Here is a 16295-nt window from a genome sequence, read left to right as displayed (position 1 = left end):
CAAGAAAAGAGAGTTAAATCAGATCGTTTTGTAATACGATGGTCATGACCAAGAGCGAAAAGCCTGCGGCAATCAGATCATCCAACATCACCCCGATACCACCCTTGACCCGACGATCAAGCCAGCTAATTGGCCAAGGTTTAATGGTGTCAAAAAACCGGAATACGATAAAAGCCACCGACCACGTCATGGCATTGGTTGGCAAGAAGGACAGTAACAACCACATAGACACCATCTCATCCCACACCATGCCACCATGATCGGGATGCCCCAACGCCTTGCCTGTGATCTCACAAATCCAACAGCCCACCAAAAATGCCGGAATACAGGCCCATGCCAGCGCCTGTTGCGTAAACCCCAACAACAAAAAGGCGGCAAACATGGGTAAGGCAAATAGTGTTCCTGCCGTACCCGGCGCCGAGGGAGCCAGACCGCTACCAAAACCAAAGGCGATAAAATAGGCAGGATGAGAAAGGATGAAATTCCAATCAGCTCGTCGCGAAATGGTCAAAACCGGTCCTTTCTATCGGCATCGGCTGCCCGTGTGTATCGAGCACCACCGTACCGGTATGAGCCGCTTCGACCTGACCAATACGAGAAACAGGAATGCCAATGCGATGAGCCATATCAACGATGTTTTCTCTGGCCGAGCGGGGCGCGGTAAAACACAACTCATAATCATCCCCCCCTGCCAGTGCCCATTCCGGTTTAAACCATGCGGCATCTCGCCACAGCGCATTCACCGGTATCTGATCCCACCACAGCGTGGCACCAAGCCCACCAGAGCGTTGCAAAATATGGCCTAAATCCGCCAATAAACCGTCTGATACATCAATCGCAGCATGGGCACAGGATAATAAAGCTTGTCCTAGCGCAACCCGTGGCTCTGGTTGTTCTAATGCAGCGAGGGCCTCTTGCTGCTCAACAGACGTGAGCGACAGTTGTTGTTGTCGGCAGGCCAAGCCAATGGCAGCACTGCCGACCGTACCACTGAGCCAAATATCATCGCCCACCTTCGCTTGATCGCGCCGTAGGGCACAGCCTTGTGGTGTTTCCCCGATAATGGTGACTGACAAAGTCAATGGCCCGCGTGTGGTATCTCCACCAATCACGTCAACCTGATAGCGATCAGCAAGTGCAAAAAACCCCCGAGCAAAATTCGCTACCCAATCTTCATCCACCACCGGTAAAGCTGCGGCCAGCAACACCCATTTTGGCGTTGCTCCCATTGCAGCCATATCTGACAGATTGACCGCCAAGGTTTTATGCCCCAGCTTAAACGGGTCAACATCTGGAAAAAAATGTCGACCCGCGACGAGCATATCGACAGAGACATGTAGCTCATGCCCCTGTCGTTGGCTGAAAATCGCCGCATCATCACCAACCCCAAGTCGAGTATGCGACACAGGGCGGGTGAAATAATGACGGATCAGTTCAAACTCATTCATCGGCAGGCATAGCCGCAGGACGCGGGCGACGCTGGGCTTGTTTTTCTTCGGCACGTACTTCTGCGGCCAATTTATCCAGTACGCCGTTTACAAAACGGTGGCCATCGGTACCGCCAAACGTTTTAGCAATTTCAATTGCCTCATTGATAATCACTGGGGAGGGGGTTTCTGGATGACGCAGCAGCTCTAACGCCCCCATCCGTAAAATCGCCCGTTCAACGGGGCTGACTTCATCAGGCGCCCGTTCATAAAAACGAGCTAATGCCACATCAAGATCGCTGTAATAGTTAATCACACCGAACAATAAGGTACGGAACAACGCTTCATCTGCTTTACGAAAACTGTCGTTTTCTTTCAGATGCGCTTCAATGGCAGAGGCGGTGAGGCCATTGAGTTGCCATTGATAAATGCCTTGTACGGCAAACTCACGAGCACGGCGGCGGGCGGTTTTCATAATTCGATCAGTCCTCGTTGTAAGTTGGCCATTTCCACCGCACATTGCGCACATTCACGCGCTTTGTCTAAACGTGCCAAAGCTTGTTCATCGTTTTCGGTTGTTAAAATACCGTTAGCGATGGGAATATCAAAATCGAGACCCACACGGGTTACACCGCTGCCAGACTCGTTAGAAACCAGTTCAAAGTGGTAGGTTTCACCACGAATCACGGCACCCAAAGCAATCAGCGCATCAAAACCTTCTTCTTCCATCATGGCCAAATTTTGCAAAGCCAAAGGAATTTCTAAGGCACCGGGAACACTTAACAACACAATGTCCGATGGGCTGACACCTAAGCGAATCAGCTCATCAAGACAACGATCGCGTAAACCATGACAGACATCTTCATTAAAGCGAGCAACAACAATGCCAATTTTAAGGCCGGTGCCATCGAAATTTGGCGCCAGCGTAACGATATCGGAATGCATTACATTCTCCACAAGAAAAGATCAGAATAAAAAGCGGGTTGTGCTCAATTCATTGAGCAGGGCACCATCGCAGCCCTGCTGACAATAGGTGTTACAACAACGAGCCATCGGGTAAAACATAACCAGACACTTCGAGATGAAAGCCCGTCATGCTTGGAATTTTCAACGGTTTGGACATCAGGCGCATTTTACCCACGCCTAAGGTGCGTAACATTTGTGCACCAATACCGTAGGTTTTTGGATCCCATTTTCTGGCAACAGCAGGGGCCGTGTTAGGGAAAGTTCGCGCCAGCAAATCATCGCCCGATTCTGTGCTGTGCAACAAAATCAGCACACCTTGTTCAGATTGTGAGAATTTTTGCAGCACTTGCGGCACGCTCCACGAATGGGAGTGTTCGTCAATATCGAGCCAATCGACCACTGATAATGGCTCATGGACGCGTACTAAAGTCTCATTTTCTGCTGTGATCTTGCCTTTAACGATAGCAAGATGGGTTGCCATACTGCTTTCATCGCGGAAAGCATGGAGAATAAACTCTCCCCAAGCGGTTTTCACCGGACGTTCTGCAACATGGGTAATCAGGCTTTCGGTTTGGCTACGGTGGGCAATCAAGTCAGCAATCGTACCCACTTTTAAGCCATGTTCTTGTGCAAAGGCGATCAATTCCGGCAAGCGCGCCATCGTGCCATCATCGTTCATGATTTCACAAATCACTGCCGCCGGTGTTAACCCTGCCAAACCCGCTAAATCACATCCGGCTTCGGTATGGCCTGCCCGCACCAACACCCCGCCGTTTTGCGCCTTGAGTGGGAAGATATGCCCGGGTTGCACAATGTCGGAAGGCTTCGCATGACGCGCAACCGCTGCTTGAATTGTGCGTGCACGGTCTGCAGCAGAGATACCGGTTGAGACACCCTCGGCAGCTTCAATTGACAAAGTGAAGTTGGTGCCGTGGGATGAGCCGTTGTTATTGACCATTAATGGCAGGTTTAACTGCTGGCAACGCTGCTCGGTCAAGGTTAAACAAATCAAGCCCCGCGCATATTTCGCCATAAAGTTAATCAACTCTGGCGTCACGAAATCAGCGGCGAGAATAATATCGCCTTCGTTTTCTCTGTCTTCATCGTCCACTAAAATCACCATTTTACCCATGCGGATATCGGCGATGATTTCAGTCATTGGTGATAAACCATTCATTATACGGCACTTTCTGGTTGATACATTCTTTCCACATAGCGAGCAATCAAATCAACTTCTAAGTTCACTTTTTCGCCTGTGTTCAGATGTTTTAATGTCGTGTTCTGTAAGGTGTGAGGAATCAAATTGATCGAAAAACGATTGTCCTCAACCCGATTGGTGGTCAAGCTCACGCCGTTAACAGCAATCGACCCTTTGGCAGCAATATAGCGTGCAAGGCGTTGAGGTGCGGCGATGTCGAGTTCCCAACAGTCACCAACCGGCTCAAAACGCACCACATCGCCCACTCCATCGACGTGACCAGAAACCAAATGCCCCCCCAAACGGTCGGCAAGACGTAAGGCTTTTTCTAAATTGACTTCTTGTCCTGCGTGTTCCAAACCTGTGGTGCAGTTGAGCGACTCACGCGATACATCAACCTGATAGCCTTTCTCAAACAGCGAGATCACAGTTAAGCACACGCCGTTGTGGGCGATGCTGTCGCCAAGCGCGACATCCGATAAATCTAAGTCATTGCTGGCAACGGTAAGCCGCAAATCTGGACCGCGTGATTCGACAGCAGAAATCAACCCAACGGCTTGAATAATTCCAGTAAACATAAAACGGGTTCCTTAATGTCAGGCGGAGAGACAGTGCATTTTATGTGCTGCTACGTGCGTGTTGTTGGAAAAATTCTGCAACAAAGCGATGTAGGATAGCTTGCTCCACTTTCTGTTTTTGGCTCGGTGGGATACCAATTCTCACCATCACTAAAGCGTGTTTTTCATCCACAATTTGAATCGAGGCCCGAGGTTTTACCGAAGGGCTGTCAACCATGTGCATGGCTTCCATTTTGGCCATGAATTTTTGTGCCTTTTCCATAAAAGGCGCACAAATATCGGTAGCAGCGGCCATCAAAATGGCTTCGGCCTGTAATAAATCCGCTTCCACTGCCAACGGCACACTGACCACGTGGACGGTGTATTCCTCGCTAAAATCTTCACGAAATACGGTATGTGTCAACAATAGGCTGTTTGGAATGGTGAATAAGCGCCCTGTCAGTTGGTGGGCATGGCGGCCGGGGCCAATTTCCATCAGCGTGGTACCAAACAAATTAAAGTCGATCACCCGTCCGCGCAGGTTGTTGATCTCGATGTGATCGCCAACAGAATAGCACTTGGCCATGGTGCGGTAAGCCGACCCGACAAAGCACATAATCATCTCTTTGCCCGAAATGGCAATGGCAGCAGCAATCGCCACCAAAGAGACAGCGACGGTTTCAATTTCGCGGAACCAAATAATCACAAACAACAACAAACCAATGATTAACAGCACATTCCGCAAATTAACCGCCCAGCGCCGGCGGGTTTCCAAACTCAGCTGAGTTTGTCGCATCAGGGCGCGGCCAGTGAGGGTATTGGCCACGACTAAACTGATAAGCAACACCAAAGACCGGATAATATCCGGCCCCCACTGGTTAGGCAGACTTTGTATCAGGTCCCGAATGGGAGCGGTCCATTCAATCATGACAGTTTGACAGAATGTTCTCGAGTTTCATGGAAGGCGATATCGGGCCACCGTTCTTTGGTTAAATCAAGATTGACGCGGTTAGGCGCTAAATAAGCCAAGCTGCCTGCCGCATCTTCCGCCAAATTATGCACCAGACTATTTTGGAACTCATCGAATTTCTGGCGGTTGTCACAGCTCACCCAACGGGCCGACCAAATCGGGCACGAACCAAACACCGCTTCAACACCATATTCTGTCAACAAACGATGTGCCACCACTTCAAACTGCAACACCCCTACGGCACCTAAAATCAAGTCGCCGCCATTCATGGGTTTAAACACCTGCACGGCACCCTCTTCACCAAGCTGTTGCAGGCCTTTTTGCAGTTGCTTTAATTTCAGTGGGTTTTTAATACGAACACTGCGGAATAACTCTGGTGCAAAGAAAGGAATCCCCGTAAACGCCAGCATTTCCCCCTCGCTAAACGAGTCGCCAATCTGAATGTTGCCGTGGTTAGGCAGACCGATAATATCCCCCGGCCACGCTTCTTCAACAATCTCGCGATCATGCGCCATAAATGTCACGACTGAACTGGCAGCCACATCGCGATTGAGGCGCAAGTGTTTGATTTTCATACCACGTTCAAATTTGCCTGAGCACACACGCAAGAAAGCAATCCGGTCGCGATGTTTCGGATCCATATTGGCTTGGATTTTGAAGATAAAACCACTGAATTTATCTTCTTCAGGGGCCACGCTACGCACCGTGGCATCGCGTGGCGAAGGGGCTGGCGCCCATTCGATTAAAGAATCAAGAATTTCTTTAATGCCAAAATTATTGATCGCGGAGCCAAAGAAAACAGGCGTAAGTTCACCGGCCAAAAACTCTTCTAAAACAAAAGGATGGCTGGCTGCTTGCACCAATTCAATTTCATTGCGCAGTGCATCCATTTCCAACGGAAAAAGCTCGTCTAACCGTGGGTTTTGCAGACCCTCGATAATATCAAATTCATGCGGTAGACGTTCTGCTCCAGCTTCAAACAGCACCACGCGATCATTTAATAAGTCGTACACACCACGGAAATTTTTCCCCATCCCAATGGGCCAAGTAATCGGGGCACAACGGATTTTGAGGATATTTTCGACTTCATCTAATAGCTCTAACGAATCGCGTACCTCACGGTCATACTTATTCATAAAGGTGACGATTGGCGTGTCGCGTAGGCGACAAACATTCAGCAATTTGATGGTTTGCTCTTCTACCCCTTTAGCAGCATCAATCACCATCAAGGCCGAGTCCACCGCCGTCAATACACGGTAGGTATCCTCAGAAAAGTCTTGGTGACCGGGGGTATCAAGAAGATTCACCACATGGTCGCAGTAATCGAACTGCATCACCGAGCTAGCAACGGAAATCCCCCGCTGTTTCTCAATTTCCATCCAGTCGGACGTCGCAAACTTGCCGGATTTTTTGCCTTTGACGGTACCAGCGGTTTGAATTGCACCAGAAAAAAGCAATAATTTTTCTGTCAGTGTGGTTTTACCCGCGTCGGGGTGGGAAATAATTGCAAAGGTACGACGGCGTGCCGCTTGGCGGGCAACAGGAGAAAGCTCAGTCATCGCAAATTCATCACAGCGAGAAAAACCTAACACTTTACCAGATTTAACCGTAAACCTCGCGGCTGACGGGTTGTTAGCCAGAAAAAATTAGGGGCACACACTCGGTGCACCCCTAAATTCAGCTAAACATCAGCCAGCCAACGGTTTCGCTAAAATTTCTCGGGTCGCAGCACTTCCACGTCTTGCAAGAAAGAAATCATGGCGTAGTTCTGATAGAACTTGTCCTGAATAAATTGCAAGGCTTTTAATGCCACTTCGCGCTGACAAATCACTTCAACACGAATATTCGCTGCCTCGCCCCACGTGGCATCACGGACACCACGACTCCCCCGCCCACGCACATCGGACACGGTGTAGCCTTTGATGCCGAGTTTTTCTAAATCTTTTAGCAAAGCATGTTCAACAGCGGCTTCGGTAATAATGGTTAACAGTGTGCGATTTTCTAGATGATCCATCGTTATGCCCCAAAGAGTGTTTCAGCCAGATAGTGATAAAACGGGATGCCAAGCATGATGTTAAATGGGAACGTCACCCCCAAAACTGTGGCAAGCGACAAGGCTGGATTCGCTTCAGGAATCGCTAACCGCACTGCCGCTGGCACTGCAATATAGGAAGCACTCGCCGCCAGTGTCGCTAACAGCGTCATTCCACCGATAGACAGCCCAATCAAAGCCCCACAGCTCAGTCCTAAGACAGCGGAGAAAAGCGGCATCAACACACCAAAACCGATGATAAAGATACCACGTTGCCGTAAATCGCCGGCTTGCCGCGCCACAATCAGCCCCATCTCCAACAGGAACAACGCTAACGCCCCTTTGAATAAATCAAAGAACACACCTTTTACAGAAGCCAATCCCTCTGGCCCTGCGGCCCAACCAATCAACATCCCTCCGAGCAATAAGGTTACCCCTTTGCCCAAAAAAGTTTCATGGGCTAGTGCTTTCCACTCGGTGTTTTTGCTGATGCCACGTACCAGAATAATACCTACCATAATGGCCGGTACCTCCATCACAGCTAAGAAAATCGCCATTTGCGATTCAAAGAAAATGTCACGCGAGGCGAGCCAATCGCTCCCCACAGCAAACGTGGCAACACTCACCGAACCATAATGTGCCGCCATCGCTGCAGCATTGGCACGATCAAATTTGCCAAAAGTTATTAAAATAAAAAACGCGATTAAAGTTTGTAATACCCCAAGCGCAATCACAGCACCGAGCTGAGGTAATAGGGGTAATAAATCCTGTTGTGCCAGCCCCTGCCCACCTTTCAAACCAATCGCTAACAGTAAAAAAACTGAAAGAGATTCATATAATGAAGCGGGTAACTTGAGCTCTGAGCGCAATAGACCAGCAATCAAACCAAATAAGAAAAACATCACCACTATATCCATACCATCTCCTTATCTGTCACAGAAACCGTTGGCACGATACCACGATGAGAAAAATTGCAACAGTAAATTAGCTTTCATTTATATTGAGATATGATATTATGCTTTTTTGCTAAAACTTAGTCGGAACTAAAATTCCATTCTCGTAATCGATATCAGTTGGTCGTTAAATCTTGGAGCCAATGATGAGCCTTAACCCAAAATTAAAAAATTGGCAGGGAAAACGAGTTTGGATAATCGGGGCAGGGCATGGTATCGGTGCTGCGTTAGCCAACGAATTACATGCACTTGGCGCCGAACTGATTTTATCTGGTCGAACGGTATCTGCACTGCAGGCGGTTGCAGATGGCAAAACACGGGTCTCGGTGCTACCGATGGATGCGCGAGAACCAGCAGCTTGGCAAGCCTGCTATGCAGCACTTTCTCAACAAAACAAAGTATTAGATGCAGTGATTTTTTCACTCGGCGCTTATACGCCAACGCGAACTTGGCAGCTCGATGCAGCAGAAATTGATCAAGTTGTTTCAACAAATTTATCTGCTGTTTTGTATGGGATTGCTACGGTGACCCCTGACTTGATCAAAAATAAACAAGGTAGCCTGATTTTACTGGCCAGTGTTGCCGGATGGGGTGGTATGCAGAATAGTTTGGTGTATGGTGCTACTAAAGCTGCCCTACAAAATCTTGCTCAAACCCTCTATTTAGATCTTCATCCACACGGAATAGGTGTTTATTTAATCAATCCGGGGTTTGTTGCAACACGATTAACAGCAAAAAATGAATTTAAAATGCCAGCCTTAACCTCCCCTAAACAGGCCGCCGAACAAATTTGCTATGGCCTGTCTCAAGGAAAATTTGAAATTAATTTCCCAAAGAAATTTACGTGCATACTGCGGGCAATCACATTGATGCCAAACCGAATCTATTTTTGGATGATGCAAAAAATAACAGGTTTATCATAATGCCAAAATTGATTTTAATTAGGGGGCTACCCGGAAGTGGAAAAACCACATTCGCAAAAAAAGTATTACAACAACTGCCTAACACAGTTCATTTTGAAGCAGATATGTTTTTTATGTCCAAAGACGGGAAATATGTTTTTCAAGCCAATCGACTACCCCTCGCTCATCAATGGTGTATGAGAAAAACTAAACAGGCACTGACAAGACAAAAAAACGTTGTTGTTAGCAATACCTTTACTCGACAATCTGAAATGCAGTTTTATTTAGATCTAGCCCATGATCTCGGTTGTGAGCTCTCGATTTATGTCACCACCGGCACATGGCCCTCTGTGCACCAAGTACCACCGGATATGATTGAGAAAATGCGGGCAAGGTGGGAACCCTATGCCTTAGAAACCTTTGTGAGTGATGATGAAATTTCTAGCCCAAAATAATTTTTTGCAAATCGCGCTCGATCAATCCTTTAGCGCAGTTTTAATCACAGATGCCTGTTTAGAAGACGGCGGGCCTTTTATTCAATATTGTAATCCTGCTTTTTGTCGTATGACAGGTTATGACTTAGCAGCACTACAAGGTCAATCACCCAGAATTTTGCAGGGCCCGAATACCGATAGAACGGTGATTGATAGCTTACGTATGGCTTTACATCAGGGTGTGTTTTGGCAAGGCCAGACAGTCAACTACAAAAAAGACGGCCAACCCTATTTTGTTGAATGGAATATCTCACCGGTAAAAGACAGCACAGGAAAAATCAGCCACTTTATTTCGATTCAGCAAGATTTGACTAGCAAGATTCATGCGGAACAAGAACGAGATTTAATGGTGCAAGCCCTTAATGCGGCACAAGATCCTATTCTGATTGCTGATCAACATGCTCGAATTATTTTTGTCAATTCTGCTTTTGAAAAACTAACAGGCTATCAGTCCTCTGAAATTCTTGGTGAAACACCTCGGTTATTACAGTCAGGCAACCATGACCCGATTTTTTACCGTGATTTATGGAAAAAGCTTTCTCAAGGTCAAGGTTTTCGTGCCACGTTTATGAATCGGCGTAAGAACGGTCAGATTTTTTATGCCGAGCAAAGTATTGCGCCATTAAAAGATAAACAGGGCAACATCACACACTTTGTCAGTATTGCAAAAGATATTAGCGACATTGTTGAGCGTGAAAAAACATTAAGTGAGTTGGCACATCACGACCAATTAACCGGTTTGCTCAATCGACATGCGGGTGAGCGACTGCTGCAAACTCAGCTGCAGCAACTTGAACAAGATCATCATCACTGCTTCTGTTTGATTGTATGTGATATCGATTTTTTCAAGCAGATTAACGACCAACATGGCCATATCACCGGCGACCGTGTGATTCAAAAGGTTGCACACACCATGAATCAATTCGTCCGTCAAACAGATGCCGTGATTCGTTGGGGTGGCGATGAATTTGTGTTGATTATCGATGCGCCTTTGCCAGTGGCGTTGAAGTTAGCCGAACGGATTCGTCACACCGTCAATCAAACGCCAGACTATCAAGTTGGCAAGCTTTCAATGTCGTTTGGCCTTGCTGAGGCAAAGGCAGACGAAACAATGACCGATTTGTTTGCACGAGCGGATGCCGCTTTGTATCAAGCGAAGCAACAGGGACGTAATTGCGTGGTTTCTGCTTGATTGTGCCCCAATTCTCCTTTAAACCCAAATCCTTAGCTAAGTCACTGTTAGTAAAGACATTTACGGATTTTTCCCTTAAAAAACTTCCCATTATTCGCGTTATGGGAATCAAAGGTATGGCAATAAAAAATAATTTACGTATAACATTAAATATTTTACAATTTAATTTCTGAACAACATTGTGCCTAACAACTCACAAAGGAAAATCAAGATGTCTGATATCAACTTACGGATTCATGAAGCGGCCTACCGTTTAGCAGCAGAAGGCGTTTGGCCAACGGTAAACAGCGTGCGTGAGCGTGTCGGCAGTGGTTCGAACACCACGATCAACAGCGAATTGAAAAATTGGCGTCAGCAATTTTTGGCTAAGTTAAGCACTGCCAGCCGCCGCCCAGATTGGCCACCGGTCTTAATTGAAGCAGTGGAAAAAATTTGGCAAACCGCATGCGAACAGGCAGAGCAACATTTAGAAACGGTCAAAACAGAAGTTGAAGCAGAGCGCTTGGCGTGGCAAACAGAAAAGGAAGCATTTGAAGCAGAACGGTTGGCTTTATTAGCCATTCAAGATAATTTGCAAGCGGAGCAATTACAACAACAACAGGCACTGCATTTACTGCAAGAACATTTGCAACAAGCCATTCGGGAAAAAGAAATCGCACAAGCCAGCCACATCACACTAGAAAAAGCCAATGCGGCGCTGTTGCAAGATTTTTCACGGCAGCAGGTTCAATTTGATGAAAAAATGGTGCAGCTACAGCTTGTCCACCAAGAGCGTATTCAGCAAATCCAGCTTGAGGCAGAAAGAAAAGAAGAATTGGCGTATGCTCGTTTGGAAGGTTTACGAATTCAGTTGTATCAACAAGCAGAAGACGAGCGACAGCGTTTAAATAAGGAAAAACAACAGATTCAAGACAACTTGCAAGCGCAGCAAAAGCAATTTGCCCACAAAGAAGAACGCTATCAAGAACAACTACAGCATTTGCAAAATCATCTGTTACAAGCCCAGTGGCAAACGCAACAACAACAGGCCCAGCTGCAAGAAAAACAACAACAATTAGAACAAGTTCGCCTCAACCATGAGCAAATTGTTTTGGCTTGGCGCGAAACCACCCAAGCACTCGGCACTCTACGGCAAGAGTATGAAAACTTGCGGCAACAGTTGATTGAAAACGCCGAGAAAAGAACAGCTGACAACGAATCACCAAGAGAGACATCATAATGTCCTTACTGCCTTCTCTTACCTCCTCGAGTCCAATTACCCCCCTTCATCACGGCCAGCCGCGTCTTATCACAGCAGAGAATGATATTGATGCGGTGTTGACTTGGTTGCGCGAGTATGAAGATTCACCTCATACCTTTGCCAGTTACCGCAAAGAAACTGAACGTTTTTTAATGTGGATGGCAGAGCAAAAACGTACGCTTTCGCAGTTAAGCCGTAATGATTTAATGGATTTCGAGCGTTTTTTAGCCAATCCACAGCCTGCAGAACGGTGGATCGGGCCTGCCGTAGCGCGGCATCATCCTAACTGGCGGCCATTTACCAAACCCTTACAACCCAGCAGCATTCAACAAACCCTTGTGATTTTAAGTGGCCTGTTTCGCTATTTGAACGAAGCGGGCTATTTACAAGGCAATCCCTTGGCTTTGGCAAAGCGTACAAAACGGGCACTCACCAAAAAAGTGCAAACCGTAGAGCGTTACCTCGATCAGACATTATGGCAATGTGTCTTAGAAACATTGGCACATTTGCCACAAGATACCGAGAAAGAAAAAGCCCATGCCGTCCGCGCTAATTGGTTGTTTTCTTTGCTGTATCTTACCGGCGCACGGCGGTCTGAAGTAGCAGATGCGGTAATGGGAGATATTTTTGTGCGGCGCGGACAATGGTGGTGGCGGGTGATTGGTAAGGGGAATAAAGAAGGCGAAATTCCAATTAACGATGAGCTATTACAACAACTCGTGCGTTATCGTACGGCAATCGGGTTACCCCAGTATCCTCACCCACGAGAAAACATCCCGTTGGTTGGTCGGCTATCAGAAAAAGGTCAATGGAACTGCCTAAGCAGTAAATCCATCTATCTGATTACAAAATCGATTTTTGAACAGGCGGCACAATACGCGGAACAGCAACAACAGTTTGATATTGCTTTCCGCTTACGCACCGCCTCAACCCATTGGCTACGTCACACCTCGGCATCCCATCAATTGGAAGCAGGCATCCCCTTATTGGTGGTCAGCCAAAACTTACGGCACAGTAATATTGAGACTACACGGCGTTATCTGCACACCGATAACGAAACCCGTCATCAAGCTTCGCAAGCGCTGCGCTTTGATAGAACAAAATAGAGTGCGCCAGCTAGTCGGATTTTTAGCCTGATGATTTTGGTAACCCTGCGGCAACATCTCGAAATGCAGCCAGTGCCGCTTCAAGATGTTCAATGATTTCTTGTTGCAGGACATCCGGTGGTGGCAAATCATCAAGGTTGTCTAGACTTTCATCCTTGAGCCAGAAAATGTCGAGGCTGGCCTTATCGCGTGCCATCAGTTCTTCGTAGCTAAAGAACTTGAAGCGTTCGGTAGCCACGCGCTCATGGCGATTTTCTGGGTGGTAGCAGGTGATAAAATCCTGTAGATCATCCAACTTGAGTGTGCGAGTTTTCAGGGTGAAATGTTTGTTGGTGCGTAAATCATAGAACCAAATGCCCTTAGTGTGGATCTGGCCATCCTTGGGTTTAGCGTCGAAGAATACGACATTGGCCTTAACACCTTGAGCATAAAAAATACCGGTGGGTAGACGCAAAATTGTGTGTACGTCGCAATTCTCCAGTAGTTTGCGGCGAATCTTCTCACCGGCCCCACCTTCAAATAACACGTTATCTGGCAAGACCACCGCTGCTTTGCCATCTACTTTTAGCATACTGACAATATGCTGGAGAAAGTTGAGCTGTTTGTTTGAAGTGGTTTCCCAGAAGTCTTGACGTTCGTAGGTTAAAGCCTCTTTATCTTCTTCGCCTTCTTCGTTGGTAATGGTCATGCTGCTCTTTTTGCCGAAAGGCGGATTGGCCAACACATAATCCACTTTACACTTGGGCTCTGAGATCAAGGCGTCGGAACGTTCAACCGAAGGTTCGCCATCTAGTTCACCAATATTGTGCAAAAACAGATTCATCAAGCACATACGGCGTGTATTCGGCACGATTTCATTGCCGTGGAAAGTCCGCTCGCGCAGGAATTCTTTTTGCCGTTTATCCAGTTTGGCTCCCGGGCGTGTCAGCCAGTTGTATGCACCCAAGAAAAACACCGGTACCACAGGCGGGGTCGGCAATGGTTTTCATGGGTTCTGGCCGAATGCAGGCAACGATGGCTTCAATCAGTGCCCGAGGTGTGAAATATTGACCCGCGCCACTTTTGGTATCCTCGGCATTTTTCTGTAACAAACCTTCGTATAAATCGCCCTTGGTATCGGCATCAAGGCTGATCCAGTTTTCAGCATCAATGAGCTGAACCAGTCGTGATAGCTTGGCAGGGTCTTGAATCTTGTTTTGAGCCTTAAAAAAAATCGCGCCTAGCATACCCTGCTCATTGCCCAGTTTGTGCAGGGTGGCGAGATAATGTGCTTCCAATGGTTCACTGACTTTATTGGTCAGGCTGGCCCAGTCATACCCCCTCGGAATATGGGTATCACGGTTGTAGGGTTCTTGTGCGTATTCATGCGCCAGCTTCAAAAACAGCAGATAGGTGAGCTGTTCCAGATAATCGCCATAACCCACGCCGTCATCGCGCAAGGTGTGGCAGAAATTCCAGACTTTCTGGACGAGGGAAGAGGTGTTCATACTTCATCCTTAATTAGTTCAGCTTCTAGGCGGCGGATGGCTGCTACCAAATTGCGAAAGCTGGGGGAGCGGTCATTTTCTAAATTCAGGTGTTGACCAATGGCCTTCGATCCCGAAACTTTTTGATAGCGGCCTTTGGTCAGTGTCTTTAACTCCTGACTGGGACTGCCCAAATGATCGGGATTTTTAAATTTTTTTGATTTCTGGTAACGAGCTAAACCCGTCATAGACAAGGCGACTTCAACGGCTTGTAAATCACCCAAATAAAAAGTTTCTAATTCTCTGCAAGCCAAACGAACCAAGCAGCATTCGGCTTTGGTGGTTTGGGCGCATAAATCCAACAAACGTTTTTTGAGTTGTAAGCAATCAGGGTGGCTATCTTGATCGCGTAAGACAATAAAACGGGCTTGTTGGTTTTGGTAAACCCTGATTTTTGTGACGAGTTGTTTTTCGAGGTCTTGTTTTCCTTCAAAAGGAATCAAACGGTAGCGCGTTTCTGGTTGGAGCAGTCTAGGTAACAAAGACTCCAGCATGGCTTTAGCTGACAGTTCTTCTAGTAAAAAAACCAGCTCTTTCATTCTGGGTCTACCCCATCAAAAAACCCCTGCTTCCACAGGTAACCTAATTGATCACCCTCGGCAACATAAGCGGCAACTTGAACATTATCCTTCGCCCGACGAATTTCAGTGCAGCCTTGTTGTTTGACTAGCCAGCAAACTTCATCTAACTCCAAGGCATTTAAAAAATCTGGGGAGTGAGTAGAAACAAATACCTGGCCACCCCGATTGGAGTAGCTACGAAATTCTTCAGCAAGCTCTCCCATCAATCGAGGATAAAGCTGGTTCTCTGGTTCTTCAACACACAGCAAAGGATGTGGTTTGGGGTCATGCAATAGCACTAGATAAGCAAACATTTTGATAGTGCCGTCAGAAACATACCGATCCAGAAATGGGGTTTTAAATGAGCCATCCTGAAACTTCAGCGTCAGGTAACCATCATCCATTAACTTCGGTTCCACTGATGACACACCCGGTACACGCCGAGCCATCGTTTTTAGGATGCTGTCAAATACAGAGGGATGTTGCTCGTGCAGGTAACGTGCCACCAACGGCAGGTTGTCGCCAGACTCCGACAAGTGTTCTGTCTCACCTGATGCATCCTTGCGCCCACGCGCTGCACTGATATGGAAGTCAGAAACATGCCAATTTTCGATCAGTCGCCGAAACGCATTCGCCGCTTTAAAGCGTTCGAATTGTCCCAGTCCCTTAATAGCAAGGGTATCGGGGGCGACTTGCTCTGTTTCACGCTCTAGCTCTTCATCCGATTTATTGAAGTCTTCTTCGTTGATAATGGCATAACCATGCCCCTTTTCAAAGTCGAGAAAGTGAAAAGGCTTACCATTTTTTCCACGCTTATAGCGAAGTATTTCCCGTTTTACGATGGGAGACCCATTGCGTTCGACAATTTCTAGGAAGTAAGTCACTAAGCGATTGACGCCGCTAATATCCATGCGGTATTGCAGTTCAATCACGATGGAATCTTGTTTGGGGTCACAGCCACGACTTAATACTTCCGAAAATCGGCCACGCTTATCTAAGGCCTGCCGAACATTGCCTTTTAGGCAATCATGCAAAAAACCAAAGACATCAAATAAGGTTGATTTTCCAGAGCCATTGGCACCTACCACCACCATAAAAGATGGAATATTCTTTAAGTGCACAGCTTTGAACGCTTTAAAATTTTGTAACCTGATTGACTCAATTTTCATGTG

Annotated in this window: 19 protein-coding genes; 5 read left to right on the top strand and 14 right to left on the bottom strand. The window is 47.0% G+C overall.

Annotated elements, in window-relative coordinates:
• Nucleotides 1–13 precede the first annotated feature (13 nt).
• From ACYVJG_RS03150 to ACYVJG_RS03105, 10 genes are all read right to left on the bottom strand, one after another.
• The gene (locus ACYVJG_RS03150; RefSeq protein ID WP_022653351.1) at nt 14–511 is read right to left on the bottom strand and encodes a phosphatidylglycerophosphatase A family protein; all 498 of its coding nucleotides are present in this window, start codon (nt 509–511) and stop codon (nt 14–16) included.
• On the bottom strand, nt 489–1448 hold the full coding sequence (gene thiL, locus ACYVJG_RS03145; RefSeq protein WP_460429739.1) for a thiamine-phosphate kinase: 960 nt from the start codon (nt 1446–1448) through the stop codon (nt 489–491). Before thiL ends, ACYVJG_RS03150 begins: the two co-directional genes overlap by 23 nt.
• On the bottom strand, nt 1441–1902 hold the full coding sequence (gene nusB / locus ACYVJG_RS03140) for a transcription antitermination factor NusB (protein ID WP_460429738.1): 462 nt from the start codon (nt 1900–1902) through the stop codon (nt 1441–1443). The genes thiL and nusB overlap by 8 nt, the downstream gene beginning before the upstream one ends.
• On the bottom strand, nt 1899–2372 hold the full coding sequence (gene ribH, locus ACYVJG_RS03135; protein WP_460429737.1) for a 6,7-dimethyl-8-ribityllumazine synthase: 474 nt from the start codon (nt 2370–2372) through the stop codon (nt 1899–1901). Before ribH ends, nusB begins: the two co-directional genes overlap by 4 nt.
• A 91-nt stretch (nt 2373–2463) precedes the next feature.
• The gene (ribBA, locus tag ACYVJG_RS03130; protein WP_460429736.1) at nt 2464–3570 is read right to left on the bottom strand and encodes a bifunctional 3,4-dihydroxy-2-butanone-4-phosphate synthase/GTP cyclohydrolase II; all 1107 of its coding nucleotides are present in this window, start codon (nt 3568–3570) and stop codon (nt 2464–2466) included.
• The gene (locus ACYVJG_RS03125; protein WP_460429735.1) at nt 3570–4169 is read right to left on the bottom strand and encodes a riboflavin synthase; all 600 of its coding nucleotides are present in this window, start codon (nt 4167–4169) and stop codon (nt 3570–3572) included. The genes ribBA and ACYVJG_RS03125 overlap by 1 nt, the downstream gene beginning before the upstream one ends.
• A gap of 40 nt (nt 4170–4209) precedes the next feature.
• Nucleotides 4210–5076, bottom strand: a complete 867-nt coding sequence (locus ACYVJG_RS03120) for a mechanosensitive ion channel domain-containing protein (RefSeq protein ID WP_460429734.1) — start codon at nt 5074–5076, stop codon at nt 4210–4212.
• Entirely contained in the window at nt 5073–6677 is a 1605-nt protein-coding gene (locus ACYVJG_RS03115) for a peptide chain release factor 3 (protein ID WP_460429733.1), read from the bottom strand. Before ACYVJG_RS03115 ends, ACYVJG_RS03120 begins: the two co-directional genes overlap by 4 nt.
• A 149-nt stretch (nt 6678–6826) precedes the next feature.
• Nucleotides 6827–7132 (bottom strand): P-II family nitrogen regulator, encoded by a 306-nt coding sequence (locus ACYVJG_RS03110; protein WP_460429732.1) that lies wholly within the window; start codon nt 7130–7132, stop codon nt 6827–6829.
• Nucleotides 7133–7134: 2 nt separating this feature from the next.
• Nucleotides 7135–8067 carry a sodium-dependent bicarbonate transport family permease gene (locus tag ACYVJG_RS03105; RefSeq protein ID WP_460429731.1) on the bottom strand — a complete coding sequence of 311 codons (933 nt, stop codon included), beginning with the start codon at nt 8065–8067 and terminating at the stop codon, nt 7135–7137.
• A 179-nt stretch (nt 8068–8246) separates the two neighbouring features.
• Here ACYVJG_RS03105 and ACYVJG_RS03100 point away from each other — a divergent pair, with 179 nt between their 5' ends.
• From ACYVJG_RS03100 to ACYVJG_RS03080, 5 genes are all read left to right on the top strand, one after another.
• Entirely contained in the window at nt 8247–9026 is a 780-nt protein-coding gene (locus ACYVJG_RS03100) for an SDR family NAD(P)-dependent oxidoreductase (RefSeq protein WP_460429730.1), read from the top strand.
• The gene (locus tag ACYVJG_RS03095) at nt 9026–9460 is read left to right on the top strand and encodes an ATP-binding protein (protein ID WP_460429729.1); all 435 of its coding nucleotides are present in this window, start codon (nt 9026–9028) and stop codon (nt 9458–9460) included. Before ACYVJG_RS03100 ends, ACYVJG_RS03095 begins: the two co-directional genes overlap by 1 nt.
• Entirely contained in the window at nt 9435–10691 is a 1257-nt protein-coding gene (locus ACYVJG_RS03090) for a sensor domain-containing diguanylate cyclase (RefSeq protein WP_460429728.1), read from the top strand. The genes ACYVJG_RS03095 and ACYVJG_RS03090 overlap by 26 nt, the downstream gene beginning before the upstream one ends.
• 211 nt (nt 10692–10902) lie before the next feature.
• Nucleotides 10903–11910, top strand: a complete 1008-nt coding sequence (locus ACYVJG_RS03085; RefSeq protein ID WP_460429727.1) for a DNA-binding protein — start codon at nt 10903–10905, stop codon at nt 11908–11910.
• Complete coding sequence (locus ACYVJG_RS03080; RefSeq protein ID WP_460429726.1) at nt 11910–13037, top strand: tyrosine-type recombinase/integrase; 1128 nt, start codon at nt 11910–11912, stop codon at nt 13035–13037. Before ACYVJG_RS03085 ends, ACYVJG_RS03080 begins: the two co-directional genes overlap by 1 nt.
• A gap of 22 nt (nt 13038–13059) precedes the next feature.
• On the opposite strand, the gene ACYVJG_RS03075 is transcribed toward ACYVJG_RS03080, so the two are convergent.
• From ACYVJG_RS03075 to ACYVJG_RS03060, 4 genes are read right to left on the bottom strand one after another with little or no spacing between them, the layout of a single operon-like run.
• On the bottom strand, nt 13060–14016 hold the full coding sequence (locus tag ACYVJG_RS03075) for an HsdM family class I SAM-dependent methyltransferase (protein WP_460429725.1): 957 nt from the start codon (nt 14014–14016) through the stop codon (nt 13060–13062).
• Nucleotides 13937–14524, bottom strand: a complete 588-nt coding sequence (locus ACYVJG_RS03070; protein ID WP_460429724.1) for a class I SAM-dependent DNA methyltransferase — start codon at nt 14522–14524, stop codon at nt 13937–13939. The genes ACYVJG_RS03075 and ACYVJG_RS03070 overlap by 80 nt, the downstream gene beginning before the upstream one ends.
• Nucleotides 14521–15102 (bottom strand): DUF4276 family protein, encoded by a 582-nt coding sequence (locus ACYVJG_RS03065; RefSeq protein ID WP_460429723.1) that lies wholly within the window; start codon nt 15100–15102, stop codon nt 14521–14523. The genes ACYVJG_RS03070 and ACYVJG_RS03065 overlap by 4 nt, the downstream gene beginning before the upstream one ends.
• Nucleotides 15099–16292 carry an AAA family ATPase gene (locus ACYVJG_RS03060; protein ID WP_460429722.1) on the bottom strand — a complete coding sequence of 398 codons (1194 nt, stop codon included), beginning with the start codon at nt 16290–16292 and terminating at the stop codon, nt 15099–15101. Before ACYVJG_RS03060 ends, ACYVJG_RS03065 begins: the two co-directional genes overlap by 4 nt.
• Between the last annotated feature and the right edge of the window lie 3 nt (nt 16293–16295).

This window comes from Aquaspirillum soli (assembly GCF_054781915.1).
This window is presented reverse-complemented; position numbering and strand designations above follow the sequence as displayed.

Excerpts from the sequence above, each read along its gene's own strand:
- thiL (WP_460429739.1), bottom strand. The coding sequence starts at position 1,448 with ATGAATGAGTTTGAACTGATCCGTCATTATTTCACCCGCCCTGTGTCG.
- nusB (WP_460429738.1), bottom strand. The coding sequence starts at position 1,902 with ATGAAAACCGCCCGCCGCCGTGCTCGTGAGTTTGCCGTACAAGGCATT.
- ribH (WP_460429737.1), bottom strand. The coding sequence starts at position 2,372 with ATGCATTCCGATATCGTTACGCTGGCGCCAAATTTCGATGGCACCGGC.
- ribBA (WP_460429736.1), bottom strand. The coding sequence starts at position 3,570 with ATGAATGGTTTATCACCAATGACTGAAATCATCGCCGATATCCGCATG.
- ACYVJG_RS03125 (WP_460429735.1), bottom strand. The coding sequence starts at position 4,169 with ATGTTTACTGGAATTATTCAAGCCGTTGGGTTGATTTCTGCTGTCGAA.
- ACYVJG_RS03120 (WP_460429734.1), bottom strand. The coding sequence starts at position 5,076 with ATGATTGAATGGACCGCTCCCATTCGGGACCTGATACAAAGTCTGCCT.
- ACYVJG_RS03115 (WP_460429733.1), bottom strand. The coding sequence starts at position 6,677 with ATGACTGAGCTTTCTCCTGTTGCCCGCCAAGCGGCACGCCGTCGTACC.
- ACYVJG_RS03110 (WP_460429732.1), bottom strand. The coding sequence starts at position 7,132 with ATGGATCATCTAGAAAATCGCACACTGTTAACCATTATTACCGAAGCC.
- ACYVJG_RS03105 (WP_460429731.1), bottom strand. The coding sequence starts at position 8,067 with ATGGATATAGTGGTGATGTTTTTCTTATTTGGTTTGATTGCTGGTCTA.
- ACYVJG_RS03100 (WP_460429730.1), top strand. The coding sequence starts at position 8,247 with ATGATGAGCCTTAACCCAAAATTAAAAAATTGGCAGGGAAAACGAGTT.
- ACYVJG_RS03095 (WP_460429729.1), top strand. The coding sequence starts at position 9,026 with ATGCCAAAATTGATTTTAATTAGGGGGCTACCCGGAAGTGGAAAAACC.
- ACYVJG_RS03090 (WP_460429728.1), top strand. The coding sequence starts at position 9,435 with ATGATGAAATTTCTAGCCCAAAATAATTTTTTGCAAATCGCGCTCGAT.
- ACYVJG_RS03085 (WP_460429727.1), top strand. The coding sequence starts at position 10,903 with ATGTCTGATATCAACTTACGGATTCATGAAGCGGCCTACCGTTTAGCA.
- ACYVJG_RS03080 (WP_460429726.1), top strand. The coding sequence starts at position 11,910 with ATGTCCTTACTGCCTTCTCTTACCTCCTCGAGTCCAATTACCCCCCTT.
- ACYVJG_RS03070 (WP_460429724.1), bottom strand. The coding sequence starts at position 14,524 with ATGAACACCTCTTCCCTCGTCCAGAAAGTCTGGAATTTCTGCCACACC.
- ACYVJG_RS03065 (WP_460429723.1), bottom strand. The coding sequence starts at position 15,102 with ATGAAAGAGCTGGTTTTTTTACTAGAAGAACTGTCAGCTAAAGCCATG.
- ACYVJG_RS03060 (WP_460429722.1), bottom strand. The coding sequence starts at position 16,292 with ATGAAAATTGAGTCAATCAGGTTACAAAATTTTAAAGCGTTCAAAGCT.